Source organism: Pseudomonas sp. TMB3-21 (assembly GCF_054898145.1).
Genome location: NZ_CM142718.1, coordinates 3456284 through 3482777, shown reverse-complemented (window position 1 = coordinate 3482777; position 26494 = coordinate 3456284). Strand labels below are relative to the sequence as shown.

The following is a 26494-nucleotide window of genomic DNA, read 5'->3' as shown; positions in this document are numbered from 1 at the left end:
TCGATCCGCTTAGCCCGAGGTTGACCGTCCAGTGTTCGCTCGTTTTTTCGCCCTGCCGTATTTTCTTCTCGTCTGCCTGCTGATGCTGCTACCGATAGCGTCCGCCGAGGCGGTGGGTTTGCCCGGCCTGCTCAACGGCGGCGCCAAGACCCAACCGCAAGCCGAAGAACCGCTGGGGCAATCGCTGGACGAGGTCATCAAGTCGCTGGAGAACGATCAGCAACGCACCCAGTTGCTGACCGACCTGAAAAAACTTCGTGACGCCACAGCGAAAGCTCAACCGACACCCGAGCAAGGTGTGCTCGGCCTGATCGGCGGCACCCTGACCAATTTCGAGAAACAGTTCTCCGGGGCAGACAGTCCGCTGACACGCTGGTCTGCGGAATTCAAACTGGCCGAGGACGAACTCGCGGCGCTGATACTGCCGGCCAACGAATGGCTGCCGATCATCTTTGGCTTCGCCATGATTCTGATGGTCTGGAGCCTGCTGGCGGCGGCGCTGATCTGGCTCGGCCACCGGGTTCGGATGCGCTTCGGTCTGACTGCAGAATTGCCGCAGCACCCCAAGGCGCTCGACATGTTGCGCTTCGCTTTGCGCAAACTTGGACCGTGGCTGATCGCCTTGGTGATCACCGTTTACATGAGTTACGCCCTGCCCTCGTCCCTGGGCAAAAGCCTGGCGATGGTGCTCGCTTACGCGCTGGTGGTCGGCACGTGTTTTTCGGCGATCTGTGTGATTGCGTTCTCCGTACTCGACGGCCCGCATCGCCACCGCGCCTTGTATATCCTGCGCCATCAGGCCTTTCGTCCGCTGTGGCTGATCGGCAGTTTCGCCGCCTTCGGTGAGGCGCTGAGCGACCCGCGCCTGGTCACCAGCCTCGGCACTCATCTGGCGCACACTGCCGCGACCATCGCCAACGTACTCGCGGCGCTGTCCACCGGACTGTTCATCCTGCGCTTCCGCCGGCCGATCGCGCACTTGATCCGCAACCAGCCGCTGTCCCGGCGCCTGACCCGTCGCGCGCTCAGCGACACGATCGAGATTCTCGGAACCTTCTGGTTCGTGCCAGCGCTGGTACTGGTGGCGATCTCGCTGTTCGCCACATTCGTCTCGGCCGGCGACACCAGCACCGCGCTGCGCCAATCGCTAATCTGCACCGTGCTATTGGTGTTGTGCATGGTCATCAACGGGTTGGTACGCCGCCATTCGCTGCGACCGCAACGCGGGGTAAAACGCCACGCGCTGTACTCGGACCGCTTGAAAAGCTTCTTCTATACCCTCGCCCACCTGTTGGTCTGGCTGGTCTTCATCGAGCTGGGCCTGCGGGTCTGGGGCATGTCGCTGATCGCATTTACCGAGGGTGACGGGCACGAGATCAGCGTCAAACTGTTCGGCCTCGCCGGCACACTGATCTTCGCCTGGCTGGTGTGGATTCTCAGTGACACGGCCGTGCATCACGCGCTCACCCGATCGCGCAAAGGTCTGGCCAATGCCCGCGCGCAAACGATGATGCCGTTGATCCGCAACGTGCTGTTCGTGGCGATTTTCATCATCGCGCTGATCGTCGCCCTGGCCAACATGGGCATGAACGTCACGCCACTGCTGGCGGGTGCCGGGGTAATCGGTCTGGCCATCGGTTTCGGTGCGCAATCACTGGTCGCCGACCTGATTACCGGTCTGTTCATCATCATCGAAGATTCGCTGGCCATCGACGATTATGTCGACGTCGGCGGCCACCTCGGTACCGTCGAAGGCCTGACCATCCGCACTGTGCGCCTGCGAGACATCGACGGCATCGTCCATACCATCCCGTTCAGCGAAATCAAAAGCATCAAGAACTATTCGAGGGAATTCGGCTATGCGATTTTCCGGGTGGCGGTGCCGGCCAATATGGACATTGATAACGCGATCAAACTGATGCGCGAAGTCGGCCAGAAAATTCGCACCGATCCGCTGCAGCGGCGCAACATCTGGTCGCCGCTGGAGATACAGGGTGTCGAGAGTTTCGAGTCAGGCAACGCGATCCTGCGCGCCCGTTTCAAGACAGCGCCGATCAAGCAGTGGGAAGTGTCGCGCGCCTTTAACCTGTCGCTGAAACGTCATCTGGATGAAGCAGGCTTTGATCTGGCAACGCCACGCATGAGCGTGCAAGTGGTCACAGCTGGCGGCGGAACGGCAACCGAGTAACGCCCCTTGTGATAACCATTCCCGTGGCGAGCGAGCTTGCTCGCTCGCCACGGTAGTGCCCAAGCAGCAAAAAATGCAGGCAAAAAAAATCCCCGAACCAGTCGGGGATTTTTCATGTTCGATCAATCAGCTCCAGAGCGGATCAATCTTCGCGATAGCGACGCAGCTTCAACTGCTTACCAGCAACGCGAGTGTCCTTCAGTTTGGTCAGGAGTTTTTCCAGACCGTCTTCCGGCAGCTCGACGAGGCTGAAGCTGTCACGCACCTGGATGCGACCGATGGCTTCACGAGCCAGACCACCTTCGTTGAGGATGGCGCCCAGCAGGTTTTTGGCAGCGATGCCATCACGCGCACCCAGCGCGGTACGGCAACGAGCACGACCTTCGGCCAATGCAACCGGAGCGCGACGCTCACGATCACCACGGTCCGGGCGATCACCGGTACGCTCTGGACGATCGCCACGCGGTGCATTGTTCGGCACCAGTGGACGTTCTTTCTCGATAGCGTCCAGGGTCAACGCTTGACCGTTGGTTGCCTTGCGCAGCAGGGCTGCGGCCAGGGCACGCGGGCTGCAACCGATGTCGGCGGTCAGACGATCGAGCAGATCACCGTGAGTCGACTCGGCATCGCCAACCAGCGGCGACAGGCTGTTGGTCAGTTTCTTGATGCGCGCATCGAGAACGGCCTGAGCATCCGGCAGGCGGACTTCAGCAACTTTTTGACCGGTTACACGCTCGATCACTTGCAGCATGCGGCGCTCGCGCGGAGTCACCAGCAGCAATGCACGACCTTCGCGACCGGCACGGCCAGTACGGCCGATACGGTGAACGTAGGATTCCGGATCGTACGGCATGTCCACGTTGAACACGTGAGTGATGCGCGGAACGTCCAGACCACGAGCGGCAACGTCGGTCGCCACAACGATGTCCAGACGGCCATCCTTGAGGGATTCGATCACGCGCTCACGCTGGTTCTGAGCAATGTCACCGTTCAGCGCAGCGGCTTTGTAGCCTTTGGCTTCCAGGGCACTGGCCAGGTCCAGGGTCGCTTGCTTGGTGCGCACGAACATGATCAGGGCGTCGAAGTCTTCGACTTCCAGCAGGCTCAATACAGCCGAGGTCTTCTGGTCAGCGTGAACCAACAGGTGAGCCTGTTCGATCGCGGTAACGGTCTGGGTCTTGGTCTGGATCTTCACGTGTTGCGGATCGCGCAAATGGCGTTCGGCAATGGCGCGAATGGACTGCGGCAGGGTCGCCGAGAACAATACGGTCTGACGGGTAGCAGGCAAGGCCTTGAAGATAACTTCGAGGTCGTCCATGAAACCCAGTTTGAGCATCTCATCGGCTTCGTCGAGAACCAGGTGGTTCACGGTCGACAGCACTTTTTCGTCACGACGCAGGTGGTCGCACAGACGGCCCGGGGTGGCGACAACGATCTGTGCGCCATTACGGATTGCTTTCAGTTGTGGGCCCATCGGGGCGCCGCCGTAAACGGCCACAACGGTCACGCCCGGCATTTGCTTGGCGTAGGTTTCGAAAGCGGTTGCTACTTGCAGCGCCAACTCACGGGTTGGCGCCAGGATCAGGGCTTGCGGCTCGCGCTTGGCAGGATCGATGCAATGCAGAATAGGCAGGGCAAAAGCGGCGGTTTTACCGGTACCGGTTTGCGCCTGGCCAATCATGTCCTGGCCGGCCATGATGATCGGGATCGATTGCTGCTGAATAGCCGAAGGTTCTTCGTAGCCGGTCGCAATGACGGCTGCAAGAATGTTCGGATTAAGATTAAAAGCGGCGAAGCCGCCGGTTTCCTGGGTCATGGGTCTGCCTCTAAGTGCATCCGCAAAGACCCATGCTCCAAAGCTGCGCATGCCGTGTAAGACTCAAGAGTCGCCCTGGCTGCTTTGTCGGCGGGGATTTGCGAAAACGAATGAATGAAAAAGATTCGTCAAGGGAGAGTCCGCTGTGCGGACGTGCAGCCGAAGCTGACTTCGGGGAATTGCGCTACCTAAACGCGGCCCGGTTAAAGGCCGGCGCGCACTATACCGGAATTCGGCCAAAAAGGGAGCATTATTTGTCGGAAAACTGACACGTATGCCGTTACGTCACACGCTTTGCGCAGATTCGATACACCGACTACTTTTCAATGGCCCGGCCCCGCTGGTGATCGCGCTAAATCGGTTCACCTGAATCACGCAAACTGGCGCGCGCTCTTCCCGCTCACGCCCCTTCCCGCACGAGGAATTGCTTGATGAATCAGCCCCCTTCGAGTCGTGTCACCTGCGAGCGGCACGGCCACGTCCTGATGATCGGTCTGGACCGGGTCGCCAAGCGCAACGCTTTCGACCTCGAACTGCTCAACGCGTTGAGCCTTGCCTATGGCGAGTTCGAGGCTGACCGCGAAGCGCGGGTGGCGGTGGTGTTTGCCCATGGCGAGCACTTTACCGCCGGGCTCGATCTGGTCAACGCCAGTGCGGCGCTCGCTGAAGGCTGGCAGGCGCCGCCCGGTGGTTGTGATCCGTGGGGGGTGTTTGTCGGCCCACGGGTAAGCAAACCGGTGATCGTCGCTGCGCAGGGCTACTGCCTGACGATCGGTATCGAGCTGATGCTCGCGGCCGACATCAACCTGTGCGCCAGCAATACCCGTTTCGCGCAGAAGGAAGTACAACGCGGGATCTTCCCGTTTGGTGGCGCGACCCTGCGCCTGCACCAACTGGCCGGTTGGGGCAATGCCATGCGCTGGTTACTCACCGGCGATGAGTTTGATGCCCATGAAGCGTTGCGCCTGGGCCTGGTGCAGGAAGTCATGGCCAGTGAGGATTTGATGCCGCGAGCCATTGAGTTGGCACAGCGGATTGCGTGCCAGGCGCCGCTTGGGGTGCAGGCGACGCTGATGTCGGCGCGGCAGGCGCGTCACGAAGGCGAAACCGCAGCGGCGCAGGCGTTGCCCGCGCTGGCCAAGCGCTTGCTGGGCAGCGTGGATGCGCAGGAAGGCATGCGGTCGCTGGTGGAGAAGCGTCCGGGCGTCTTCAAAGGCTGCTGACAATGCTTTTGTGGCGAGGGAGCTTGCTCCCGCCGGGCCGATCCGCGTCCGGGCGAAGCGGCCCCAAAAATCTTCGCAACCAATGCACATTTTGTGAATGCTGCGCACTGGAGCGCCAGCCTGGCCAAGCGGGAGCAAGCTCCCTCGCCACAGGACCTCGCCGCATCAAGTCGCCGGGCGAATCGCCTTGATCAACGACTGCAATGAATACCCCAACCGCGGTGCGAGCCCTTCGGCCCGGGCCATCAAACCGTCGAGGTCCAATTCCTGATCCAGCTCCGACGGCACGATCAGAATCACATTGCCCTCTTTCACCGGCAATTCCCAATAGTGGCGATGATACAAACCACGAAACAGCGCCGCCCCCAGCGGTTTTCCGTCATCGGTCGCCCATTGATTGATCACCAGCCAGCCGCCGGGATTCAGGCGTTTCTGACAGTTCTCGAGAAAGCTCCAGGCCAGATGGCCGACACCCGGGCCGACGTCGGTGTAAAGGTCGACGAAAATCAGGTCGGCCGGCTCGGCGGTATCCAGCAATTCCAGCGCATCGCCCACGCGGATATACAGCCGTGGGTCGTCATCCAGCCCGAGATACTCGATTGCCAGACGCGGTACGTCGGGTCGCAATTCGATGGCTTCGACATCTTCCAGCGGCAAAAACTTCAGGCAAGCCTGCGTCAACGTGCCCGCGCCGAGCCCCAGGAACAGCGCGCTCTCCGGCTGCTCGTGGCACAACGCGCCGATCAGCATTGCACGGGTGTAATCGTATTCGAGCCAGCTCGGGTCGGCGGTGAACACACAGCTCTGTTCGATGGCATCACCGAACTCGAGAAAACGGTAATCGGCCACTTCCAGCACGCGAATCACACCGAACTCGTCTTGTACCTCGGCGAGCAAATGCTCGACGCGCTCCTCAGTCATTGGGTCTCCTGATCGTCACCACTCGGGCAACGCGACACACCGCAACATGCAGCGGCAAAGGCGCGATTGTCGGCGAAGCGACGGCAGCGGGTCACGCACTAATTGCTGATAACATGAGCGCCCGAGCGTAAAACAACCGAGACCAAGATGAGCCAACCGTGGAGCCCTGACAGCTGGCGCGCCCTGCCGATCCAGCAACAACCTCAATACCCCGACGCCGCGCATTTGTCGCACGTCGAGCAAACCCTGGCCAGTTATCCGCCACTGGTGTTTGCCGGTGAAGCGCGCGAGTTGCGCCGCCAGTTTGCCGAGGTGACCCAGGGCCGTGCGTTTCTGTTGCAGGGCGGCGATTGCGCCGAAAGCTTCGCGGAATTCTCCGCCGCGAAGATCCGCGACACCTTCAAGGTGCTGCTGCAGATGGCGATCGTCATGACCTTCGCCGCCGGTTGCCCGGTGGTCAAGGTCGGACGTATGGCCGGGCAGTTTGCCAAACCGCGCTCGGCCAATGACGAAACCATCGACGGCGTGACCTTGCCCGCGTACCGCGGCGACATCGTCAATGGCATCGGTTTCGACGAAAAAAGTCGCGTGCCGGATCCGGAACGTCTGCTGCAGTCCTATCACCAGTCGACCGCGACCCTGAACTTGCTGCGCGCTTTTGCCCAGGGCGGTTTTGCCGACCTGCATCAGGTGCACAAGTGGAACCTGGACTTCATCGCCAACTCGGCGCTGGCGGAAAAATACAGTCACCTGGCTGATCGCATCGATGAAACCCTGGCCTTCATGCGAGCCTGCGGCATGGACAGCTCACCGCAGTTGCGTGAGACCAGTTTTTTCACCGCCCACGAGGCGTTGCTGCTGAACTACGAAGAAGCCTTCGTGCGCCGCGACAGCCTGACCAACGATTATTACGATTGCTCGGCGCACATGTTGTGGATCGGCGACCGTACCCGCCAGCTCGATGGCGCGCACGTCGAATTTCTGCGCGGGGTGAACAACCCGATCGGGGTGAAAGTCGGCCCGAGCATGAACCCCGAAGACCTGATTCGGCTGATTGATGTGCTCAACCCGGACAACGATCCCGGTCGCTTGAACCTGATCGCGCGGATGGGTGCCAATAAGGTCGGCGATCATCTGCCGCAACTGATTCGCGCGGTCCAGCGTGAAGGCAAGCAGGTGCTGTGGAGCTCCGACCCGATGCACGGCAACACCATCAAGGCCAGCAGCGGCTACAAGACTCGTGATTTTGCGCAAATCCTTGGCGAGGTGAAACAGTTCTTCCAGGTCCATCAGGCGGAAGGCACCTACGCCGGAGGCATCCATATCGAGATGACCGGGCAGAATGTGACCGAGTGCATTGGCGGTGCGCGGCCGATTACTGAAGACGGGTTGTCGGATCGCTACCACACCCATTGCGACCCGCGGATGAATGCCGATCAGTCGCTGGAGCTGGCGTTTTTGATAGCCGAGACCTTGAAGCAAGTCCGCCGTTAGACCGCGTCGCACCTATCGCTAGCAGGCTAGCTCCCACATGGTTTTGTGTTCGCCACAGACCTGGTGCGGAGCTAGCCTCTATATGAATTTTGTGTTCGGCGCAGTTCCACTGTGGGAGCCAGCCTGCTGGCGATGAAGCCAGATCAGTCGACACCGATTTGAGCCAACGCCACCCGCAACCGGCCCGCACTCACCCGCTGACAATTCAACTGCACCCGCTCAAGCCCTAGCCAATCCGCCATCCTCTGCAAATTCATCGCCAGCGCCAGCATTCCCGCGTCATCCAGCCCCGGCTCCTCCTCGTGCACCGCATGCACCGCCAATCGCCCAAGCGCCCGCTCAGCGCGTAAATCGACCCGCGCGGCAATCCGCTCGTTGTGCAAAAACGGCAATACGTAATAGCCGTAAATGCGCTTCGCCTGAGGCGTGTAAATCTCCAGCCGATAACGAAAATCGAATAAACGCTCGGTGCGACTGCGCTCCCAGATCAGCGAATCAAACGGCGACAACAACGCGTTCGCTTCAACCTTGCGCGGCAACGTGGGCTCGGGCAGGCAATAAGCCGGTTGTCGCCAGCCCTGCACTTCGCACATCTGCAACGCGCCCGCCTCCACCAACTCCGCCAGGCGCAGACGCGAATCGCCAGGGTTGAGACGGAAGTAATCGCGCAGGTCTTTGTCCGTCGCGACACCCAGGGCGCCGGCCGCGTGCAGCAACAACCCGCGCTGTGCCTCGGCCTCAGTGAGCAGCGGCTGCTGAAGTGTCGCTGCCGGAATCACCCGCTCCGGCAAATCATAAAGACGCTCGAACCCGCGCCGCCCAGCGACGCTGACTTCACCGGCGGCGAACAACCACTCGAGGGCATGCTTCTCGGCGCTCCAGTCCCACCACGGTCCGGCCCGCTCCTGACGCGTTGACAGGCTGCCGGCACCCAGCGCGCCGAGTTGCTCGACCGAGCCCAGCACCCGGCGGATCGTGTCCTGCTGCTCCCGACCGAACCGCGCCAGTTGCTGATAGATCCCTTCACCACGCGCCGCACGTTGCATGCGCCAGCGCATCAACGGGTACATCGACAGCGGCAGCAACGACGCTTCATGGCCCCAATATTCGAACAGCGTGCGTCGTCGGCCCGAACTCCAGGCGGCCTGGTCGAGCAGGTCGGGCGAATAATTACCGAGGCGAGAAAACAAGGGAAGGTAGTGCGACCGCACCAACGCGTTGACCGAATCGATCTGCAGAATGCCCAGTCGTTCGATCAGGCGATTGAGCTGAAGCGCTTTGATCGTCGCTGGCGGCTGGCGCCCGTGGAATCCTTGGGCAGCCAGCGCCAGACGCCGAGCCTGTTTAAGGGATAAGGACAGTGTTGCGGGCATGAGCATCTCCTTGTCTGCTCGCAACCTACCTCAACGGGAGACGGTGTGTGTAGTGGTGGATGATTCATTTGTGCATCGGGTCATCCCAGAATGGGCGGATGGCTTCATGTTCGACGTCCGCCCGACTGATTCCGATGTCCTTCAGCGCTTCATCGCTCATGCTCGCCAGCAGCTCCCGTTCACGGTGCAATTCGTACCAGCGGCTGATCTTGTGCAGCAGATCCGACACGACGTGGACGGAATGTTTCTCTACTTCGACATAACCTTTTTGACCTTTCATCTTGTTGCCCTCCGTTTGGGATGGCTCAAGTGTCGCGCCGGGCTTAAGATCAATCCAACGAATGTTTCTGATGCAACCCATCTCGGAGATTGATGAATGTCCGCCTACCCGAGTATCGACACCGACGTGCTGCGCACCTTTGTCGCCATCGCCGACCAAGGTGGTTTCACCCGCGCCGGCGAGTTGGTCAACCGCACGCAATCTGCCGTGAGCATGCAGATGAAACGGCTGGAAGAGGATGTGTTGCAGCGCCAGTTGTTCCAGCGCGACGGGCGTCAGGTGCGCCTGACGGCCGAAGGTCAGGTGCTGCTGGGGTACGCGCGGCGCATTCTCAAATTGCACAGCGAGGTGTTCAACACACTGCGCGAGCCGCACATGGTTGGCACCGTCCGCATCGGGACGCCGGACGATTACGTGATGCGTTTTCTGCCAGGGATTTTGCGGCGGTTTGCCCAGTCCTATCCGCTGATCCAGATCGAAGTGCATTGCGAATCATCAAAACAATTGCTGCTGCGTCAGGACCTCGACCTGTCGATCGTCACTCGCGAGCCGGGCAACGAGATCGGCCAGTTGTTGCGCAAGGAGCGGTTTGTCTGGGCCGAGGCGCAGTGCTTCAGTGCGCACGAACAGACGCCGTTGCCGCTGGCGATGTTCAACAGCGACTGCTTCTGCCGGCTATGGGCATGCAACGCGCTGGACGCGATGGGCCGCGACTACCGCGTGGCCTACAACAGCTCCAGCCTGTCGGCAATCATGGCGGTGGTCAGTGCCGGGCTGGCGGTTACCGCGCAGCTGGAAAGCCTGATCACGCCGGACTTGCGCATTCTCGGCGAGGCTGAGGACCTGCCGATATTGCCAGAGGCCAGCATCATGTTGCTGCGTAACCTGCACAATCCTTCGCCGATCACCGAATGCCTGGCCGAGCACATCGTTGAAGGCTTCAAACTTTAAAGGCGAGCATCACCGCGCACAGCACCAGAAAACCGCAGAACAGCCCACGCAACAGCCGCTCCGGCAGAGCGTGGGCGATTTTCACACCCCAACTGATACTCAACAGACCGCCGACAGCCAGAGGCAAGCCAATCATCCAGTCAACCTGATGATGCGCTGCATAGGTGACGAGCGTGACGCCTGTACTTGGCAATGCCAGTGCCAGCGACAAGCCTTGGGCCACCACCTGAGTCATGCCAAAAACACTGGTGAGCACCGGCGTCGCGACCACTGCCGCACCTACGCCGAACAACCCGCCCATGATTCCGGATGCCGCGCCGAGCGCGCCCAGCCATGGCCATGAATAACGCATTTGCGCAGAAGCCGGTGCGTTGCCGGTGAACATCCGCACCAGGTTGTAAGCCGACAGCACGACCAGGAACGCGACGAATCCCGCTCGCATGGTTTGCGCATCAATGCCCACTGCCCAGATCGAACCTAGCCAGGCGAAAATGAACCCCGTCAACGCCAGCGGCAAGGCGTTGCGCAGTTCGATCTTGTTGCGCTGGTGATAACGCCACAGCGCCAGCATCACGTTTGGTACGACCATCACCAATGCGGTGCCTTGGGCTATTTGCTGATCAAGGCCGAACAAAACGCCCAGCAACGGAATGGCAATCAAACCGCCGCCGATGCCAAATAGTCCGCCGAGGGTTCCCAGGGCGGCGCCAAATACCAGATACATCAAAAACTCGATCACGACTTGTTTCCCTTCGTTGCAGGCTTCCCATGCTACGCAGTCGAGTCTGGCGCGGAAACGCATAGCAACGCACAATGGCTATGCCAATCTCGCACAAGCACATGACATCATGAATCCCAATCAGCTAACAGACCAGTTAGGCCTGTTTCTCGACGTACTGGAGACCGGCAGCTTTTCCGCCGCTTCCAGGCGCCATCCTATGACACCCTCAGCCGTAGCGCGACGTATCGATAGTCTGGAAAACGCCGTCGGCAGTCAATTGTTCATCCGCAGCACCCACGCCGTGCGCGCCACGCCGGCCGGGCTGGCATTCGCCGAGCGTGCACGGCGGATCGTCGCCGAGTTGCAGCTCGCCCGTGCCGAAGCAGTGTCGTTGAGCAGTGCACCGGAGGGCCTGATCCGGCTGGATGCACCGGCTGGTTTCGGGCGACGGCACCTGGCGCCAGTGATCGCCGATTTCTTGATGCTTTATCCCGGCCTCGACGTGCAGTTGCATCTGATCGAGAGCTTTGTCGACATGCAGGGCTTGAATCTGGGCAAGGTCGATCTGGTGCTGCGCGCCGGGCAAATGGCCGACACCCGGCTGGTGGCGACGCCCTTGGCGAGCATGGTGCGCGTTGCCTGCGCCAGCCCCGATTACCTGCAGCGGCGCGGGGTGCCGAGCGATCCGGCGCAATTGACGGAGCACGATGGCCTCGACTGGGATGGCCTCGCTCCACCGTTCGCCTGGCGGTTCGAACGCGACGGACAGATGCACTTGCATCGCCCTGGCCGTATCCGCATGAGCGCTAACAATGCCGAAGCGTTGCTGTGCGGTGCGTTGGCCGGGCTGGGAATCGCCCATTTACCCACCTGGCTGACCAGCGAATGCCTGCTGCGGGGCGAACTGCTGCCGCTGTTTTGCGAAAAAGGTTTGCCGCCCGCAGAGACCACCGGGATTTACGCACTACGGCTGGAACAGCAACCCAACTCGCGCAGCCGCTTGCTGCTCGAATACCTGAAAACCCGCTTCAGCCCGGCGCCACCGTGGGACCTTGCGCTGAAAACCACGCTGGACCGGCACTAGGTCAGAATTATCTGGCACATTAAAGATTCGGTCGCTAGATTCATGACGATCACTGATCAAGGCTTTGAAATGACGACCAAGCGCAACACCCCGGATAACTGCGAAGACCTGCTGCTGGACAATCAGGCCTGCTTCGCCCTGCACTCGACTTCGCTGTTGATGACCAAGGTCTACAAGCCGCTGCTGCAGGCACTGGGGCTCACGTATCCGCAGTACCTGGCGATGATGGTGTTGTGGGAACAGGACGGTTTGACCGTAGGAGAAATCAGCACGCGGTTGTTGACTGATCCTGGCTCCCTGACGCCGTTGCTGAAACGCCTGGAAGTAGAGGGATTGCTAAGCCGTACGCGCAGCCGTGAGGATGAGCGAGTGGTGATCGTTGAACTGACCGAACAGGGCCGCGCGTTGCGTGACAAGGCACGCGGCATTCCGCAGTGCATCCTCGGTGCCAGCGGAATGTCGCTGGAACGGCTGCAGAACCTTCAGGCCGAGCTGCAAGCATTGCGCAGCCATTTGCAAGACAGCCTCTAATTCCCAAACGCCATTAATCCGTAGGAGCAAGCTTGCTCGCGATAGCGGTACGTCATTCACCTTTTTTGCTGACTGACACACTGCCATCGCGAGCAAGCTTGCTCCTACAACCCGAGTCGTTTAAAAAATAATTCGCACGTCACCCTGCCCCCTCGATCGCTCTAGCTCAGTAATTTCACCGGAACTCGCTTTTACGCCATTTCGCTGACGGAAAAATTTCCAAAATTTATCTTGCGCGCTAAATATTTGCGCGATACATTCATCTCGCACTTACTTAGCGCGCAAACATTTAGCGCGAACAAACTCAAATAGAACGAGGCTGACACCATGCAAACTCTCTACACCGCAATCGCAACCTCCACTGGCGGCCGTGACGGTCGTGCGGTTTCCAGCGACAACATCCTCGACGTCAAACTCGCCACCCCGAAAGAACTCGGTGGTGCCGGTGGCGCAGCAACCAACCCGGAACAACTGTTCGCTGCCGGTTACTCGGCCTGCTTCATCGGCGCGCTGAAATTCGTTGCCAGCCAGACCAAACGCAGCATCCCGAACGACGCCGCGATCACGGCCCATGTCGGCATCGGTCAGATCCCTGGCGGTTTTGGTCTGGACATCGATCTGCACATCAGCCTGCCAGGTCTTGAACAAGCCGACGCGCAGTCGCTGGTCGACGCCGCTCACCAGGTTTGCCCGTACTCCAACGCCACCCGTGGCAACGTCGATGTGCGCCTGCACGTCACTGTCTGATCCCTGAACCAAGGCCGAACAGGAAACCCACATGAACACTTTCAGCAAAGTCTTGACCGGTACCCTCCTCGCCCTGTCCATCCACAGCGCGTTTGCGGGCGACAGCGTTGAACACAACACCCAGGCGTTCCTCGATGTGTTGAATGCCGGCACCGGCAAACCGATTGAACAGCTCACCCCCAATGAGGCCCGCGCTGTCCTGGTGGGTGCGCAGGCCGGGGTGAAACTGACGCTGCCAAAAGCCGATGTCAGCGAGAAAACCATCCAGGTCAATGGCCAACCGCTCAGCCTGACTATCGTCCGGCCGGCCGGAGTCAAAGGCGAGCTGCCGGTGTTCATGTTTTTCCACGGCGGCGGTTGGGTGCTGGGAGATTTCTCGACCCACGAGCGGCTGGTCCGCGATCTGGTGGTCGGTTCGGGCGCGGCGGCGGTGTTCGTCAACTACACCCCTTCGCCGGAAGCGCATTACCCCGTAGCCATCAACCAGGCTTACGCCGCGACGAAATGGGTGGCCGAGCACGGCAAGGAAATCAACGTCGACGGCAAACGATTGGCCGTGGCCGGTAACAGCGTCGGCGGCAACATGGCGGCAGTCGTTGCGCTGATGGCCAAAGACAAGGGCACGCCGGCTATCAAATTTCAGGTGTTGCTGTGGCCAGTGACCGATGCAAATTTTGACACGGCGTCTTACCAGCAGTTTGCCGAGGGGCACTTCCTCACCCGAAACATGATGAAGTGGTTCTGGGACAACTACACCACCGACGCCAAGCAGCGTAACGAGATCTATGCTTCGCCACTGCGAGCGACCACCGCGCAACTCAAGGGCCTGCCCCCAGCGCTGGTACAGACCGCCAGTGCGGATGTGCTGCGCGACGAAGGTGAAGCCTATGCTCGCAAACTCGATGAAGCGGGTGTGCCGGTTACCGCGGTGCGCTACAACGGCATGATTCACGATTACGGTTTGTTGAACGTGGTGAGTCAGGTGCCTGCGGTGCGTTCGGCGATGCTGCAGGCGTCCGAGGAATTGAAACAACACCTGAAGAAATAACGCATGATCCAATGGTGGGAGCGAGCCTGCTCGCGATGGCGGTGTATCAGTCGACACAAACGTTGAAGCTTAAATCGCCTTCGCGAGCAGGCTCGCTCCCACAGTGTTCGCCGTTGAATCTGAAACTACACACACAAAAAAGCCCGACTCAATGGTCGGGCTCTTTCATTCCTGAAGCTGTGCTTATTTGGCACGGCCTTTGTAGGAACCGCCTTCGCGGGTATCGATTTCGATTTTGTCACCGATTTCGATGAAGTCAGCAACTTGCAGCTCTGTACCGTTGCTCAGCTTGGCAGGCTTCATTACCTTGCCGGAAGTGTCACCGCGAGCGGAACCTTCGGTGTAGTCAACTACGCGCACGATAGTGGTCGGCAGCTCTACGGAAACCAGACGCTCTTCGAAGAAGATCGCTTCGCAAACATCGGTCATGCCTTCTTCAACGAAAGGCAGAACGGCTTCGATGTCTTCAGCGTTCAGCTCGTACATGGTGTAGTCAGTGGTGTCCATGAACGTGTAAGTGTCGCCGCTGATGAAGGACAGGGTCGCTTCTTTGCGGTCGAGGATCACGTCGTCCAGTTTGTCGTCAGCGCTGTAAACGATCTCGGTCTTGTAACCGGTCAGCAGGTTTTTCAGCTTGGTCTTCATGATCGCGCTGTTACGACCAGACTTGGTGAATTCAGCTTTCTGAACCAGCCAAGGATCGTTTTCGAGACGGATCACGGTACCGGGTTTCAGTTCTTTACCAGTTTTCATTGCGAATATCCGAATTTGGATGGGATTTACAAAAATCTAGGCCGCGTATCATATCCAATTTACATAAAACTGTACCAGCGCCGCGGCAAGATCCGCCTGCAAGCCCTGTTCCAGACACCACGCCTCGGCGTGTTCCTGCAGTTCCGGCCAGTGTTTGCGCATCGACTGCCAGTGGTCGGCCATTGCTTCATCGGCATTCCATGCGCGCCATAGACCGCTCATCGCTTCGCGTGCGGGGTCGGTCAGGCCCTTTGTGTAGAGCTCGATGAAGGCTTCAAGCTTGTCGAGGTGAATGTCTTCATCCTGCCGATAGATGTGCCAGAGCAGCGGTCGGCCCGCCCATTGCGCGCGGACAAATGAATCTTCGCCACGCACCGCGTTGAAATCGCAGCTCCAGAGCAACCTGTCGTATTGGTCCTGCCGGACAAACGGCAGGATTTGCACGGTCAGGGCATTTCGCACATGGATCGCGCCGGCCTGCAGGTCTTTCAATCCGAGCCAACCCTCGACATCCGCGACAATCCGACCTTCCGGGACCAGCAGGTGCGTAGGCGTGGAATCGCTGGCCATGGTGTCGAGCCAACTGGCCAGGCCTTTATTCTCGTAGGCGAACAGCGATATCAGCTGCGCGCCCTGAGCACGATTGATGCCGAGACTTTGCAGGAAATTTCGCTGCGCCTCGGCGTCTTGCTGAAATTGCCGACGCCGTTCCAGCAGATTCTTTTCCCGCAGCAAACCGCCCGTACCCGGCTGAAAACCCGGGAAGAAGAAAAACTTCTGCACATTCTGATATTTCACTGAAGGCAAGCCGTGGCAGCCGACCACCCAGCTTTCAGCACTTAAATAATCGAGATTCATCCATAGCGGTGGTTGTTGCCGCTGCGCCATGGCATCCATGTAGGCGCCGGGCAATTGGCAGGCAAACGCGGCAATCACCACATCGGCAGCGTCGGCGGCTGGCCATTCTTCTGGCCAGTGACGCACCTCGACACCTTCCTGCCATTGCTGGCTCAGACCGATGTCGATCTGCGGGCAAAGTCGCTCGAAAGCACGCAAGTCATCCACCCATAAACGCACCGCCATCGAGTGCTCGGCCACCAGTTGCCGGGCAAGGCGCCAGGTCACGCCGATGTCGCCGAAGTTATCCACCACGGTGCAAAAAATATCCCAGCGGGTGTTCAGTTCAGGCATTCCAGGCTCCCGTTGGCAAAGGCGCCGATTGTCCACATTCCGATTGTCCGCATAAATGGCTTCGCACAGAAGAGCCGACGGCGATTAATCTTCATGCGACAATCGCCACTCGCCCGCGATCATCCGCCAGGAGGCAGCCATGCCCTACCGTTCCCACCCCCGTCGCCGCATGCCGGTGCAGCTCAGTACGCTGCAATTGACCGGCAGCATTGCCCTCGGTTTATGGCTGGGGTTCCTGGCGATTGCCCTGACCTGCTGGCTTGCCTCACGCCTCTTGTTCAGTGAGCAACTGGCGCCAGTGGCTCAGGCCGTGCAGCAACTGGCCAACCCGCCTGTAGCGCAACCTGCGCCGGAAGCCGAAGCGCAAACGCCGATGTTCGAGCAATATCAGGAGAACCTGCGCAACAACGAGCAACAGCAAATGGTCGAACAGGCCCGCAGCAGCAAGCGCAATCTGTCGAACGCCAAGTGTCAGTTCTGGCTGCAACAGGACCAGAACGCGCCGAGCGAGAAAAGCCGCGCCAACGTCTTGCAGTTCTGCGACTGAACATGAATAAGCACGCTGTCCACCAACTGATCATCGACAAGCTGCGCATCGATCTCGACATCGCCGAACGTGCTGCGCAAACCGCTTACGAAACCGCAACGCACGAAGAAAACATTGCCGAAAACAAGTACGACACCTTGGGGCTCGAAGCGTCGTACCTCGCCGCCGGCCAAGCCCGGCGCGTTGAGGAAATTCGCCAGTCACTGACCCTGTGTCAGAATTTGCCCCTGCGCGCGTATGACGAAAAGCGTGGCATAGAAGTCGGCGCCCTGCTGGGTCTCGAAGATGACAACGGTCGCGAACAGTGGCTGTTTCTCGCCCCCGACGCGGCAGGCTTGAAGGTCGATCTGGTTGGACAGCTGATTACCGTCATAACGCCTCGCTCACCGCTGGGCAAAAGCCTGCTGGGCAAGTTCGAGGGGGATGAAGTAGACATTCTGGTGGCGGGCGCTCGGCAACAGTTTGCTGTTACCGAGGTCATTTAAGCCGAGATCAATGAACCGGCAGTTCGACGCCGGCGAACAGCTCTTCCAGTTCCTGCTTGTTATGACATTGAATGGCTTTGGCCATGACTTCGCGGGTGAGGTGCGGCGCGAATTTCTCGATGAAATCGCACATGAAACCGCGCAGGAAGGTGCCGCGGCGGAAGCCGATTTTAGTCACGCTGGATTCGAACAATTCACTGGCGTCGAGTACCACCAGGTCGTTATCCAGTTTGGTATCGACTGCCATTTTCGCCACGATACCCACGCCCAGACCCAGGCGCACGTAAGTCTTGATCACGTCGGCATCGGCAGCGGTGAACACCACTTTAGGGGTCAAGCCGCGATGGCTGAAGGCTTCGTCGAGTTTGGAACGGCCGGTGAACCCGAACACGTAGGTCACGATCGGGTATTCGGCCAAGGCTTCCAGCGTCAGCTTTGACACCTTGGTCAGCGGATGGCCCTGCGGCACGACCACGCAGCGGTTCCAGCGATAGCACGGCATCATCACCAGATCACCGAACAGTTCGAGCGCTTCGGTGGCAATGGCGAAATCGACGGTGCCGTCAGCGGCCATTTCAGCGATCTGCATCGGTGAACCCTGATGCATGTGCAGGGCAACGTCCGGGTATTGCTTGATGAAATTGCTGATCACCGGCGGCAGGGCGTAACGGGCCTGGGTGTGCGTTGTCGCGATCGACAAAGTGCCCTTTTTCTCGTTGGAGAACTCCTGAGCGATCTGCTTGATGCTTTCTACCTTGCGCAGAATCTCGCCGGCGGTGGTGATGATGCGTTCGCCGGCCGGGGTGACGCGGGTCAGGTGCTTGCCGCTGCGAGCAAAAACCTCGACGCCCAATTCGTCTTCCAGCAGACGGATCTGCTTGCTGATGCCCGGCTGAGAGGTGTAAAGGCTCTGGGCGGTAGCGGAGACGTTGAGGTCGTGGTGCGCCACTTCCCAGATGTAGCGCAGTTGTTGAAGCTTCATATGAATCCCTCAAAGCAAGGTAGACGCCACGGGCATCAGCGACGGTATATAACTATATTAATGGTTTGAAGAATAAATCTAGAACTTTTTATCAGAACGCTACTATTTTGCGAGCCCGGCGATCAACGATCCCCTTGCCGTCGACGCTCCACCAGTGGCACCAGGTAGACTGGCACCCGGGCCAGTTGCAATACCCTCGCCGCTGTTCTGCCCAAAGGGGTTTCCGCGCCCGTCCCGTGGCTGTGACTCCCTACGATCAGCAGGTCAACAGAGAGTTTCTGTACCTGGTCGAGAATCACCTGCGACGGATCGCCCTGCAGCACTCGCACTGCCCGAATCCGCTCCAGCTCGTCTTCCTCACCGAACTCTTCGCGAAAACTGTCGAGTACCCGCTGCTCGATGCTGGCGATGACCGTGCTCAGCCCCTCCCGGTGAAAATCGTTGAGCGCCTGCTCATCGAGATAGCTCTGCAAAACGGATTCCGCAAACAACCCCATGGGCTCGACCGCGTGCACCACATACAGGTCGGCGTTGAATGTCCGGGCCAGCGTCAAAGCGTGCTGCATCACCAATGGCGCATACAGGCCGAGGTCAGTGGCATACAGCATCGACCGAATCATATGACCTCCTCGAGTGCCTACATGGCGGAGATTGATTCAGCTTAGCAGTGCCTTGGCGAGTACGACGGCCCGCGTAACGCGTTGAAGCACAGGCTTAAACTTTCTGCTCGTTGCTGATGCCGTGGGGCACATGACCGGTGGCAACTACTTCGCGCGCCAATTCGCAATGACCAGCCTGATCATCAAAAAATACGTCGGCGGCAAAGGCTTCGAGAAACGCCGACTTGGTCAGGCCACCCAGAAATAAAGATTCATCCAGACGAATGTCCCACTCACGCAGCGTGCGAATTACCCGCTCATGGGACGGTGCAGAGCGCGCCGTGACTAACGCCGTGCGAATCGGACACGCGTCATCCGGGAACTCGCGCTGCAACAGGTTGAGCGCCGCCAAAAAGCCTTTGAAGGGCCCGCCGCGCAATGGCTCGCGCGCGGATTCACGCTCGCTGGCCTGAAAAGCTTCAAGACCGCTGGCCTGGTAGACCCGCTCCGACTCGTCGGAAAACAGCACCGCATCACCGTCGAAGGCGATACGCAATTCATCACTTGCGGCGCGACTCGCGCCGCCCGACAGAATCGTTGCCGCCGCGAATCCGGCATCCAGCGCACTGCGCACATCTTGAGCGTGGGTGGAGAGAAACAGGTCGCAGCCGAACGCTTTGAGGTACGGATAAGGACTGCGTCCGCCGACGAACGCGGCGCGGGAAATCGCCAGGCCGTAATGGTGGATCGAATTGAATACCCTCAATCCGGTGTCGGCGCTGTTGCGCGACACCAGAATCACTTCGACCCGGGCGCGACCTAAACTGGTATTGAGGTTAAGGAGTTTCTCCACCAACGGAAATGCATCGCCGGGCTCGAGGATTTCGTCTTCGTGCTCGATCTGATATTGCCGATACGCCTCGACGCCACTCGTCAGGTACACCTTGTGGCTTTCGCCGAGATCGAACAAAGCGCTCGAAGAAATCGCCAGCACCAGTTTGTCGTCAATCGTCTTTGCCATGCCCTTCCCCTTGGTTGATCGACTCAGGTATTACGTCGATCGATAAAACTCAGACCGCGATACAGCGCTTCGATTCGCGGCAATTCGCAGCCTGCCGCTTTGGCTGCTGCCAACGGTTTCGCGTAGATTGCCGCCAGTTCCAGCGGACGCTTGTGCAGCAAATCGTGGTACATGCTTGGCCAGTAATCCGGCAGTTTTTCGGTCATCGTGAACAGGTAATCGGCGCACCCTGCCGGCATATTGTGACCGCAGGCTTCGGCGCCCTGCACCACTTCTGCCATCAGCGCCTTGATCAGTTCGCGACTGTCGGCATCGGCCATCAACTGCGTGGTGCCCGCGCCGAGCAGCACGGACAGACCGTTGTAAGGGATATTCCAGACCAGCTTTTGCCAGCGAGCCTGGTGCAGATTTGGCATGGCCTGGGATTCGATGCCGGCGCTGCGAAACAACCCCGCGCCCTCTTCGACCAGTGCCATGCGCGCCTGTTCGTCTGCGGCGGGGCCACTGTGGTAGCCGACATTGACCGTGCCCAGCGCCTGATGGGTGATCGCGCCCGGTTCGGTGCGATGGACGCAGACGAGGCATTGCCCGCCAAGGATGTGCAGCGAATCGGGCAGCAACGGGCGGAGGCTGTCTTCGACGTCCAGACCATTTTGCAGCAGCAACACTTTGGCATTCGGCGCCGCCGCCGCAATCAGCGCCGGTGCGAGGTCGGCATTGCTGGTGGTTTTCGCGCCGACCAGCAGCCAGTCACAGGGCGGCATGTCTTGCGCCGATGAGTAAGCCTGAACCGGGTTCAACGCCAGCGCACCGTGCACGGCACTGTCAACGTACAGCCCGCGTTCGGCCACCGCGGTAAATTCGCTGCGCAACAGAAAATGCACGTCGAAGCCGGCACGGGCCAGCATCACCCCGTAAAAACCGCCAATGGCACCGGTGCCGATGATTCCGACTCTCGGCCTGGCAATTACAACCGTCATGGCAACTCCTCCGCTGTTCTGAGCAATGCCTGTCGGACGGCTTCATTAAGCTCCGCGGCGATCAGGCGTGATTGCAAGGCTCCAAAGAATTCACCATCACGCACTACATAGAGTGCGGGCAAATGAAAAACCCGATAACGCTCGACCGCCCCGCCGTTGTCTCCGGCGTCAATCCAGCACACCCGGTCAACATTCAGTTCGAGTCCCGGCAGTTGCGCACGCGCGTAGCGACAACTGGCGCAGCCGACGCTGGTGAAAATCACCAGCGAAACCCCACTCATCGCAAGCAGCCGTTGGTCGGCGTCGAAATCAGTCAGTTCCAGTTCGACCACTATACTGGGGAAAATAATGTCAGATGACCGACACAGGGAGTCCGTGTTCATGGGACGCTTCATTCCTCATCCTGACGATGTGCCTGTTGAATTGACGTTGCTCACACCTGAGTGTATTTCGCGGCAACAGCTGCACACTATCAGCCTCGGGGGCATGGCTTGCAATTACCACCGCGCATGGCGTCACGGGACTGCACTGGAAGTGCGCATGCCGACGTTGAACCCCGACGCGCGCTATCCCGGTTATGTCGCCTGGTGCCTGCGCCGCAAGCGCGGCTATCTGGTGGGCATTGCCTTTGTCGACGAGCAGACACTGTTCAGTGCGCGGATGAACGAGCAGGTTTGCCAGATCGAACATTATTGCCGCATGCACGACACACACAACGATCTGCAGGATATCCAGGCCCTCGCCCTCGAATGGGTCCGGGAACACGCCGACGAGTTCTCCCATGACACGGTTCGCAAGGCTTTTGCACAGCCTGTGCTGGATTAAACCCTGGTCTGCCCATTGTCGAGTCACGGTGTAACGCGCTAAGGTTCCGCTCCCCGACGCGCTTAAATTTGCTGTGCTCCGCCGCGCGGGTTCGCTGGCGGCCGGCACCCGTGACCTGACGAGTAAACGATGGCTGATTTACCGATCAACGACCTAAACGTCGCTTCCAACGAGACGCTGATCACTCCCGATCAGCTCAAGCGTGACATCCCCCTGAGCGACGCCGCCCTGCGCACCGTCACCAAGGGTCGCGAAGTCATTCGCAACATTCTTGATGGCACCGATCACCGCCTGTTCGTCGTCATCGGGCCTTGCTCGATCCACGACATCAAGGCTGCCCACGAATACGCCGAGCGCCTGAAGGTGCTGGCGGCGGAAGTGTCCGATACCTTGTATCTGGTCATGCGCGTGTATTTCGAGAAGCCACGCACCACCGTTGGCTGGAAGGGCTTGATCAACGATCCGTACCTGGACGACTCGTTCAAGATTCAGGACGGTCTGCACATCGGTCGTCAGTTGCTGCTGGACCTGGCCGAAATGGGCCTGCCAACCGCGACCGAAGCATTGGACCCGATCTCCCCGCAGTATTTGCAGGACCTGATCAGCTGGTCGGCCATCGGCGCGCGCACCACCGAATCCCAGACTCACCGTGAAATGGCTTCCGGCCTGTCTTCGGCGGTCGGCTTCAAGAACGGTACTGACGGCGGCCTGACCGTAGCGATCAATGCGCTGCAGTCGGTTTCAAGCCCGCACCGTTTCCTCGGCATCAACCAGGAAGGTGGCGTGTCGATCGTCACCACCAAGGGCAATGCTTACGGTCACGTGGTATTGCGCGGTGGCAACGGCAAGCCCAATTATGATTCGGTGAGTGTCGCGTTGTGTGAGCAAGCGCTCAACAAGGCGAAGATCAAGCCGAACATCATGGTCGATTGCAGCCACGCCAACTCCAACAAGGACCCGGCCCTGCAACCGCTGGTGATGGAAAACGTCGCCAACCAGATCCTTGAAGGCAACCAGTCGATCATCGGCCTGATGGTCGAGAGTCATTTGAACTGGGGTTGCCAGGCCATTCCGAAAGACCTCGCCGACCTGCAATACGGCGTGTCGGTCACTGATGCCTGCATCGATTGGTCCGCCACCGAAAACACCTTGCGCAGCATGCATGCCAAGCTCAAGGACGTGTTGCCGAAACGTACTCGCGCCTGATTACTGTTCGCTGCACACAAAAACGCCGGGCTTAACCCGGCGTTTTTTATGTTCGCTTTCAGCAGCTGATTACTGGCTCAGCTTGGCAGCATGTCGCTGGTGACGCTCCATGTACCGCTCGACGTAAGAGCACGATGGAATCACCGTGTAGCCTATTTCGTCGGCGTACTGCAGGGCCTTCTCGGTGAGGGCTGCTGCAATGCCGCGGCCACGCAGCGCATTGGGCACAAACGTGCGATAGATATCCAGGGTCTGTTTTCCCAGATCCATGTAGGTCAGGTAGGCACGATGACCGTCCACAGTGGTCTCGAACTGATGACCAGCCTGGTCATGGTGGATGGACAACGCCTCGCTCATCACTACTCCTCGCGGGTCTTGGATTCTGACCCCTACCTTACCGATGTTTTTCCGGCGAAGGAACATCTACGCCACCCCGTGCCTGAATGGACACCGAAAAAGCTGCACATCTCGCACAACCGGGCACGTATGAAATAGTAGGCACCATTGGCAGCTTTGCTCAAGGTACGCTCGTCATCGTGCAGGTTTGCAGGTGCTGCTCCGGGTGATGCAGAGGCGGCGCGACCGATGCTCTTTGCAGGTCGACAGCCTGAACATTGCCGGATGTTGAGACTTAAGACGAGCAGGCCCTTTTAAAGTCACCTCAACATGGATAAAGATTATGAGAGGCGCTGCGCAAAATCCGAACAAAAGTGTAGACGAACGCATATACGGGGACTTTAGTGAAGACTGCAAAACAGTCGCATGAGCGAGGAACTTTCTCCGGCAAACTCGCTCTGTACGGGGGTTGTAGCTGGATATTTGTTAGACCGTGCAGTTAAAAGTTGCTCGAAAAAGAATCAACGCCTACAATTTTTTTGGCTTCTTGCTTCACGTCAGTTTACTTACTACAAGTAATGGGTAGTATGTACGCCGGCTATTTCCTCACTCTGAGGAGACAGCTACTTAATAGAAAGTCCTTGAAGGGGAACACGATGAACAACGTTCTGAAATTCTCTGCTCTGGCTCTGGCCGCAGTTCTGGCCACCGGTTGCAGCAGCGCATCGAAAGAAACCGAAGCACGTCTGACTGCTACCGAAGACGCAGCAGCTCGCTCCCAGGCTCGTGCAGACGAAGCTTACCGTAAAGCTGATGAAGCTCTGGCTGCTGCTCAAAAAGCACAACAGACTGCTGACGAAGCTAACGAGCGTGCTCTGCGCATGCTGGAAAAAGCTAGCCGCAAGTAATAGTCCTTCGGGATTGTTATCAAGCCGACCCATTTTCTGGGTCGGCTTTTTTATTGCCTGACGTTCGCTGCAGGCAATAAAAAACCCGCCGAAGCAGTCAGCCTCGGCGGGTTTTTTTCGAGCGTTACTGCAATGGGTCGAGCGGTGCGTTCGAGACCATCGGAGCCGAATCGCTTGGCACGCCGATTTCAACCGGCAGGCCATCTTCAGCAGCCACCACGTCCCGCACCACATCCCAGTTCATGCGCAGGTTGTTGGTGATGTCCTCACGCTTGAGCATGGCATTGATCACAGCGGTGTGCTTGTCGACCACTGAAGGGTTGCCCTTGTCGTCCAGCGGCGTGTGCGCTTCGAGGTAAACCTTGCCGCCGCTTACACCGAACTTGTAAGGATCGCTGATGATACGCACCGATGTACCGACGGGGACCATATCGGCCATTTCCAGCACGTTGTTGTTGAACATGCGGAAGCAGCCGTGGCTGGTGCGCATGCCGATGCCGAATTTCTTGTTCGATCCGTGGATCAGGTAACCCGGCGTGCCCAAGGTGAACTTGAACGGCCCCAGCGGGTTGTCCGGGCCGGCTGGCACCACGTTTGGCAGCGGATCACCATCGGCGGCGTGTTCGGCCTTGATCGACGCAGGTGGCGTCCAGGTCGGGTTCGGTGTCTTGCGAATGATGCTGGTGTGCGCAATCGGCGACCCCCAGCCTTCACGACCGATGCCCAGCGGGAAGGTGTAAACCACGTCCCGACCCTTTGGGAAATAATAGAGGCGGTATTCGGCCAGGTTGATGACGATCCCTTCACGCGGCCCCGGTGGCAGGATGAAGCGCGTCGGCAGCACGATCTCGGTGCCTGCGCCCGGCAACCACGGATCGACACCCGGGTTGGCCGCGACCATTTCCGAATAGCCCAGATCGTAGGTTGTGCCAAGGTCGGCAAATGTGTCTTCGTACTTGGCCTTGATCACCTGCACCTGGCCGATGATGTCTTCACCGGGTGGCGGCAGGGGCAGCTCCAATGCTGCAGCAGGACCTGCCAAGCACAGGGCGGCAAGAGTCAGGCAGCGGGTGACGGCAGGAAAACGCGGCAACATCCGGAAAATCCTTCGCATGGTCGACAAGGGTATAAAAACGCGATTGTACACTGACGTCCGTTATTTCGGGGAAGCCGGGGCGTGGCAGGCGATGCATGGCGGTTTGCGCCAGAAAAGTGGCTGGCCGTGCCAGCCTCTTCGCGCTCCCACATAGGTTAGTGCCGTACGTGGCGTTTGTGCTCGCCACCACTCATGTGGGAGCGTGCCTGCTCGCGATGGCGATTTAGAGCTCGAAACGCAGTTCGGGCCAGATCGGCGATGTGCCGCGTTTTTGCGACTCGAGAATGGCCCGGCACAGGGAACACAGGCGCTGGTCCTGAAACACCCGGCGATCGACGGTGGACCAGCGCGGTTGCGCCGGCAACAGGCTGCCACATAATGTGCGATCCGCTGAGCCGCCGAGCTCGAGTTGACGCGTCACCAGATGCACCCGCACTTCCTGACAGGCGAACAGGTCCAGCTGCTCGTCAGGCTCGATCAGTTGGTAGGCAAAAAGGGACCAGGCGGGACGCGGCATCGGGGGCTCCAAATCGGGGGCGCCACCTTAGCCGAAACGTCGTCACTAGAAAAGCGTCAAAGCAGCGGTTTCAGTGCCGGCCAGACATTTTCCAGCAACTTGCCCTGAGCCCCCGCAGCCGGGTGCAAGCCGTCGGCCTGCATCAAGTCCGAATGACCGCCCACGCCCTCAAGAAAAAACGGCACCAGCGGTACTTTTTTTTCCTCCGCCAAGGCAGGATAGACCTCGGCAAAAGCCTTGGTATAGCGCGCGCCATAATTGGGCGGTAGCTGCATGCCGAGCAATAACACCTTGGCACCACTGGCGCGGGAGCTGTCGATCATCGCTGCAAGGTTTTGTTGCAATTGCGTCGGGAGCATCCCGCGCAAGCCATCGTTGCCGCCCAACTCGAGGATCACCAGTTCCGGCTTATGCTCTGCAAGCAGCGCGGGCAGGCGCGCCTGACCTCCGGCACTGGTGTCGCCGCTGATGGACGCATTGACCACCTTATCGTCGAAACCTTCGCGCTTGAGCCGCTGCTCAAGCAATGACACCCACCCCAAGCGGGTATCCAGGCCGAAACCGGCGCTGATACTATCGCCAACGATCAGGACTGTACCCGCCGCTGCGTTCTGGGCCATGCACATCACGGCCAGGCCAGCACTCAAAAACCACACTCGCATCGGATTCTC

At 59.3% G+C, this 26494-nt stretch carries 29 protein-coding genes; 13 read left to right on the top strand and 16 right to left on the bottom strand.

Annotated elements, in window-relative coordinates; all coding sequences use genetic code 11:
* The first annotated feature begins 31 nt into the window (after positions 1-31).
* On the top strand, positions 32-2188 hold the full coding sequence (locus ACYZTS_RS15995) for a mechanosensitive ion channel family protein (RefSeq protein WP_461990382.1): 2157 nt from the start codon (positions 32-34) through the stop codon (positions 2186-2188).
* Positions 2189-2330: 142 nt separating this feature from the next.
* Here ACYZTS_RS15995 and ACYZTS_RS15990 read toward each other — a convergent pair whose 3' ends face one another.
* On the bottom strand, positions 2331-4004 hold the full coding sequence (locus tag ACYZTS_RS15990; protein WP_028624479.1) for a DEAD/DEAH box helicase: 1674 nt from the start codon (positions 4002-4004) through the stop codon (positions 2331-2333).
* A gap of 431 nt (positions 4005-4435) precedes the next feature.
* Here ACYZTS_RS15990 and ACYZTS_RS15985 point away from each other — a divergent pair, with 431 nt between their 5' ends.
* Positions 4436-5227, top strand: a complete 792-nt coding sequence (locus tag ACYZTS_RS15985; RefSeq protein WP_461990380.1) for a crotonase/enoyl-CoA hydratase family protein — start codon at positions 4436-4438, stop codon at positions 5225-5227.
* 165 nt (positions 5228-5392) lie between these two features.
* Here the strand turns inward: ACYZTS_RS15985 and ACYZTS_RS15980 are convergent, their stop codons facing one another.
* Positions 5393-6148, bottom strand: a complete 756-nt coding sequence (locus tag ACYZTS_RS15980; RefSeq protein ID WP_461990379.1) for a spermidine synthase — start codon at positions 6146-6148, stop codon at positions 5393-5395.
* 147 nt (positions 6149-6295) lie between these two features.
* On the opposite strand from ACYZTS_RS15980, the gene ACYZTS_RS15975 reads away from it, so the two are divergent.
* Positions 6296-7642 (top strand): class II 3-deoxy-7-phosphoheptulonate synthase, encoded by a 1347-nt coding sequence (locus ACYZTS_RS15975; protein WP_028620001.1) that lies wholly within the window; start codon positions 6296-6298, stop codon positions 7640-7642.
* Positions 7643-7785: 143 nt separating this feature from the next.
* Here ACYZTS_RS15975 and ACYZTS_RS15970 read toward each other — a convergent pair whose 3' ends face one another.
* Both ACYZTS_RS15970 and ACYZTS_RS15965 read right to left on the bottom strand, forming a co-directional pair.
* Complete coding sequence (locus tag ACYZTS_RS15970; protein ID WP_461990377.1) at positions 7786-9015, bottom strand: winged helix-turn-helix domain-containing protein; 1230 nt, start codon at positions 9013-9015, stop codon at positions 7786-7788.
* Positions 9016-9079: 64 nt separating this feature from the next.
* On the bottom strand, positions 9080-9295 hold the full coding sequence (locus ACYZTS_RS15965) for a DUF1127 domain-containing protein (RefSeq protein WP_461990375.1): 216 nt from the start codon (positions 9293-9295) through the stop codon (positions 9080-9082).
* Between the two features lie 96 nt (positions 9296-9391).
* Here ACYZTS_RS15965 and ACYZTS_RS15960 point away from each other — a divergent pair, with 96 nt between their 5' ends.
* Positions 9392-10246 carry a LysR substrate-binding domain-containing protein gene (locus tag ACYZTS_RS15960; protein ID WP_028619998.1) on the top strand — a complete coding sequence of 285 codons (855 nt, stop codon included), beginning with the start codon at positions 9392-9394 and terminating at the stop codon, positions 10244-10246.
* On the opposite strand, the gene ACYZTS_RS15955 is transcribed toward ACYZTS_RS15960, so the two are convergent.
* On the bottom strand, positions 10236-10985 hold the full coding sequence (locus ACYZTS_RS15955) for a sulfite exporter TauE/SafE family protein (protein WP_461990373.1): 750 nt from the start codon (positions 10983-10985) through the stop codon (positions 10236-10238). The genes ACYZTS_RS15960 and ACYZTS_RS15955 overlap by 11 nt on opposite strands.
* A gap of 109 nt (positions 10986-11094) precedes the next feature.
* Between ACYZTS_RS15955 and ACYZTS_RS15950 the strand changes: the two genes are divergently transcribed.
* From ACYZTS_RS15950 to ACYZTS_RS15935, 4 genes are all read left to right on the top strand, one after another.
* Positions 11095-12051 carry a LysR family transcriptional regulator gene (locus ACYZTS_RS15950; RefSeq protein WP_028619996.1) on the top strand — a complete coding sequence of 319 codons (957 nt, stop codon included), beginning with the start codon at positions 11095-11097 and terminating at the stop codon, positions 12049-12051.
* A 69-nt stretch (positions 12052-12120) separates the two neighbouring features.
* The gene (locus tag ACYZTS_RS15945) at positions 12121-12582 is read left to right on the top strand and encodes a MarR family winged helix-turn-helix transcriptional regulator (protein ID WP_461996457.1); all 462 of its coding nucleotides are present in this window, start codon (positions 12121-12123) and stop codon (positions 12580-12582) included.
* Positions 12583-12909: 327 nt separating this feature from the next.
* Positions 12910-13329, top strand: a complete 420-nt coding sequence (locus ACYZTS_RS15940; protein ID WP_028619994.1) for an organic hydroperoxide resistance protein — start codon at positions 12910-12912, stop codon at positions 13327-13329.
* Between the two features lie 31 nt (positions 13330-13360).
* The gene (locus tag ACYZTS_RS15935; protein ID WP_461990370.1) at positions 13361-14377 is read left to right on the top strand and encodes an alpha/beta hydrolase; all 1017 of its coding nucleotides are present in this window, start codon (positions 13361-13363) and stop codon (positions 14375-14377) included.
* 183 nt (positions 14378-14560) lie between these two features.
* Here the strand turns inward: ACYZTS_RS15935 and ACYZTS_RS15930 are convergent, their stop codons facing one another.
* Positions 14561-15130, bottom strand: a complete 570-nt coding sequence (locus ACYZTS_RS15930; RefSeq protein WP_028619992.1) for an elongation factor P — start codon at positions 15128-15130, stop codon at positions 14561-14563.
* A 48-nt stretch (positions 15131-15178) separates the two neighbouring features.
* Positions 15179-16321, bottom strand: a complete 1143-nt coding sequence (earP, locus tag ACYZTS_RS15925) for an elongation factor P maturation arginine rhamnosyltransferase EarP (protein ID WP_461990368.1) — start codon at positions 16319-16321, stop codon at positions 15179-15181.
* Between the two features lie 139 nt (positions 16322-16460).
* On the opposite strand from earP, the gene ACYZTS_RS15920 reads away from it, so the two are divergent.
* Entirely contained in the window at positions 16461-16868 is a 408-nt protein-coding gene (locus tag ACYZTS_RS15920) for a hypothetical protein (RefSeq protein WP_028619990.1), read from the top strand.
* 2 nt (positions 16869-16870) lie between these two features.
* The gene (locus ACYZTS_RS15915) at positions 16871-17353 is read left to right on the top strand and encodes a GreA/GreB family elongation factor (protein WP_461990366.1); all 483 of its coding nucleotides are present in this window, start codon (positions 16871-16873) and stop codon (positions 17351-17353) included.
* 7 nt (positions 17354-17360) lie between these two features.
* Here ACYZTS_RS15915 and cysB read toward each other — a convergent pair whose 3' ends face one another.
* From cysB to ACYZTS_RS15890, 5 genes are all read right to left on the bottom strand, one after another.
* The gene (gene cysB / locus ACYZTS_RS15910; RefSeq protein WP_028619988.1) at positions 17361-18335 is read right to left on the bottom strand and encodes an HTH-type transcriptional regulator CysB; all 975 of its coding nucleotides are present in this window, start codon (positions 18333-18335) and stop codon (positions 17361-17363) included.
* A 122-nt stretch (positions 18336-18457) separates the two neighbouring features.
* Positions 18458-18955: a universal stress protein gene (locus ACYZTS_RS15905; protein ID WP_028619987.1), complete on the bottom strand. Its 498-nt coding sequence runs from the start codon at positions 18953-18955 to the stop codon at positions 18458-18460.
* Positions 18956-19049: 94 nt separating this feature from the next.
* Positions 19050-19955, bottom strand: a complete 906-nt coding sequence (locus ACYZTS_RS15900; protein WP_461990363.1) for a 5'-nucleotidase — start codon at positions 19953-19955, stop codon at positions 19050-19052.
* Positions 19956-19978: 23 nt separating this feature from the next.
* Positions 19979-20935 carry a putative 2-dehydropantoate 2-reductase gene (locus ACYZTS_RS15895; RefSeq protein WP_461990361.1) on the bottom strand — a complete coding sequence of 319 codons (957 nt, stop codon included), beginning with the start codon at positions 20933-20935 and terminating at the stop codon, positions 19979-19981.
* Positions 20932-21318, bottom strand: a complete 387-nt coding sequence (locus ACYZTS_RS15890) for a thioredoxin family protein (protein WP_461996455.1) — start codon at positions 21316-21318, stop codon at positions 20932-20934. Before ACYZTS_RS15890 ends, ACYZTS_RS15895 begins: the two co-directional genes overlap by 4 nt.
* Here ACYZTS_RS15890 and ACYZTS_RS15885 point away from each other — a divergent pair.
* Positions 21317-21760 (top strand): PilZ domain-containing protein, encoded by a 444-nt coding sequence (locus ACYZTS_RS15885; RefSeq protein ID WP_461990360.1) that lies wholly within the window; start codon positions 21317-21319, stop codon positions 21758-21760. The genes ACYZTS_RS15890 and ACYZTS_RS15885 overlap by 2 nt on opposite strands.
* 129 nt (positions 21761-21889) lie before the next feature.
* Positions 21890-22966, top strand: coding sequence for a 3-deoxy-7-phosphoheptulonate synthase (locus ACYZTS_RS15880; protein WP_028619982.1), 1077 nt, complete (start codon positions 21890-21892; stop codon positions 22964-22966).
* A gap of 69 nt (positions 22967-23035) precedes the next feature.
* Here ACYZTS_RS15880 and ACYZTS_RS15875 read toward each other — a convergent pair whose 3' ends face one another.
* Positions 23036-23323 carry a GNAT family N-acetyltransferase gene (locus tag ACYZTS_RS15875; protein WP_461990358.1) on the bottom strand — a complete coding sequence of 96 codons (288 nt, stop codon included), beginning with the start codon at positions 23321-23323 and terminating at the stop codon, positions 23036-23038.
* A 635-nt stretch (positions 23324-23958) separates the two neighbouring features.
* On the opposite strand from ACYZTS_RS15875, the gene oprI reads away from it, so the two are divergent.
* Positions 23959-24210, top strand: a complete 252-nt coding sequence (oprI, locus tag ACYZTS_RS15870) for an outer membrane lipoprotei OprI (protein ID WP_003183784.1) — start codon at positions 23959-23961, stop codon at positions 24208-24210.
* A 124-nt stretch (positions 24211-24334) separates the two neighbouring features.
* Here oprI and ACYZTS_RS15865 read toward each other — a convergent pair whose 3' ends face one another.
* The 3 genes from ACYZTS_RS15865 to ACYZTS_RS15855 all read right to left on the bottom strand — a co-directional run bounded on the left by ACYZTS_RS15865 (position 24335) and on the right by ACYZTS_RS15855 (position 26485).
* Positions 24335-25306 (bottom strand): L,D-transpeptidase family protein, encoded by a 972-nt coding sequence (locus ACYZTS_RS15865; protein WP_461990354.1) that lies wholly within the window; start codon positions 25304-25306, stop codon positions 24335-24337.
* A 223-nt stretch (positions 25307-25529) separates the two neighbouring features.
* Positions 25530-25823, bottom strand: a complete 294-nt coding sequence (locus tag ACYZTS_RS15860; RefSeq protein ID WP_028619979.1) for a hypothetical protein — start codon at positions 25821-25823, stop codon at positions 25530-25532.
* A gap of 56 nt (positions 25824-25879) precedes the next feature.
* On the bottom strand, positions 25880-26485 hold the full coding sequence (locus tag ACYZTS_RS15855) for an arylesterase (protein ID WP_461990352.1): 606 nt from the start codon (positions 26483-26485) through the stop codon (positions 25880-25882).
* Between the last annotated feature and the right edge of the window lie 9 nt (positions 26486-26494).

Coding starts and splice junctions, on each gene's coding strand:
- ACYZTS_RS15990 (WP_028624479.1), bottom strand. CDS start 4,004: ATGACCCAGGAAACCGGCGGCTTCGCCGCTTTTAATCTTAATCCGAAC.
- ACYZTS_RS15985 (WP_461990380.1), top strand. CDS start 4,436: ATGAATCAGCCCCCTTCGAGTCGTGTCACCTGCGAGCGGCACGGCCAC.
- ACYZTS_RS15980 (WP_461990379.1), bottom strand. CDS start 6,148: ATGACTGAGGAGCGCGTCGAGCATTTGCTCGCCGAGGTACAAGACGAG.
- ACYZTS_RS15975 (WP_028620001.1), top strand. CDS start 6,296: ATGAGCCAACCGTGGAGCCCTGACAGCTGGCGCGCCCTGCCGATCCAG.
- ACYZTS_RS15970 (WP_461990377.1), bottom strand. CDS start 9,015: ATGCCCGCAACACTGTCCTTATCCCTTAAACAGGCTCGGCGTCTGGCG.
- ACYZTS_RS15965 (WP_461990375.1), bottom strand. CDS start 9,295: ATGAAAGGTCAAAAAGGTTATGTCGAAGTAGAGAAACATTCCGTCCAC.
- ACYZTS_RS15960 (WP_028619998.1), top strand. CDS start 9,392: ATGTCCGCCTACCCGAGTATCGACACCGACGTGCTGCGCACCTTTGTC.
- ACYZTS_RS15950 (WP_028619996.1), top strand. CDS start 11,095: ATGAATCCCAATCAGCTAACAGACCAGTTAGGCCTGTTTCTCGACGTA.
- ACYZTS_RS15945 (WP_461996457.1), top strand. CDS start 12,121: ATGACGACCAAGCGCAACACCCCGGATAACTGCGAAGACCTGCTGCTG.
- ACYZTS_RS15940 (WP_028619994.1), top strand. CDS start 12,910: ATGCAAACTCTCTACACCGCAATCGCAACCTCCACTGGCGGCCGTGAC.
- ACYZTS_RS15935 (WP_461990370.1), top strand. CDS start 13,361: ATGAACACTTTCAGCAAAGTCTTGACCGGTACCCTCCTCGCCCTGTCC.
- ACYZTS_RS15930 (WP_028619992.1), bottom strand. CDS start 15,130: ATGAAAACTGGTAAAGAACTGAAACCCGGTACCGTGATCCGTCTCGAA.
- earP (WP_461990368.1), bottom strand. CDS start 16,321: ATGCCTGAACTGAACACCCGCTGGGATATTTTTTGCACCGTGGTGGAT.
- ACYZTS_RS15920 (WP_028619990.1), top strand. CDS start 16,461: ATGCCCTACCGTTCCCACCCCCGTCGCCGCATGCCGGTGCAGCTCAGT.
- ACYZTS_RS15915 (WP_461990366.1), top strand. CDS start 16,871: ATGAATAAGCACGCTGTCCACCAACTGATCATCGACAAGCTGCGCATC.
- cysB (WP_028619988.1), bottom strand. CDS start 18,335: ATGAAGCTTCAACAACTGCGCTACATCTGGGAAGTGGCGCACCACGAC.
- ACYZTS_RS15905 (WP_028619987.1), bottom strand. CDS start 18,955: ATGATTCGGTCGATGCTGTATGCCACTGACCTCGGCCTGTATGCGCCA.
- ACYZTS_RS15900 (WP_461990363.1), bottom strand. CDS start 19,955: ATGGCAAAGACGATTGACGACAAACTGGTGCTGGCGATTTCTTCGAGC.
- ACYZTS_RS15895 (WP_461990361.1), bottom strand. CDS start 20,935: ATGACGGTTGTAATTGCCAGGCCGAGAGTCGGAATCATCGGCACCGGT.
- ACYZTS_RS15885 (WP_461990360.1), top strand. CDS start 21,317: ATGGGACGCTTCATTCCTCATCCTGACGATGTGCCTGTTGAATTGACG.
- ACYZTS_RS15890 (WP_461996455.1), bottom strand. CDS start 21,318: ATGAACACGGACTCCCTGTGTCGGTCATCTGACATTATTTTCCCCAGT.
- ACYZTS_RS15880 (WP_028619982.1), top strand. CDS start 21,890: ATGGCTGATTTACCGATCAACGACCTAAACGTCGCTTCCAACGAGACG.
- ACYZTS_RS15875 (WP_461990358.1), bottom strand. CDS start 23,323: ATGAGCGAGGCGTTGTCCATCCACCATGACCAGGCTGGTCATCAGTTC.
- oprI (WP_003183784.1), top strand. CDS start 23,959: ATGAACAACGTTCTGAAATTCTCTGCTCTGGCTCTGGCCGCAGTTCTG.
- ACYZTS_RS15865 (WP_461990354.1), bottom strand. CDS start 25,306: ATGTTGCCGCGTTTTCCTGCCGTCACCCGCTGCCTGACTCTTGCCGCC.
- ACYZTS_RS15860 (WP_028619979.1), bottom strand. CDS start 25,823: ATGCCGCGTCCCGCCTGGTCCCTTTTTGCCTACCAACTGATCGAGCCT.
- ACYZTS_RS15855 (WP_461990352.1), bottom strand. CDS start 26,485: ATGCGAGTGTGGTTTTTGAGTGCTGGCCTGGCCGTGATGTGCATGGCC.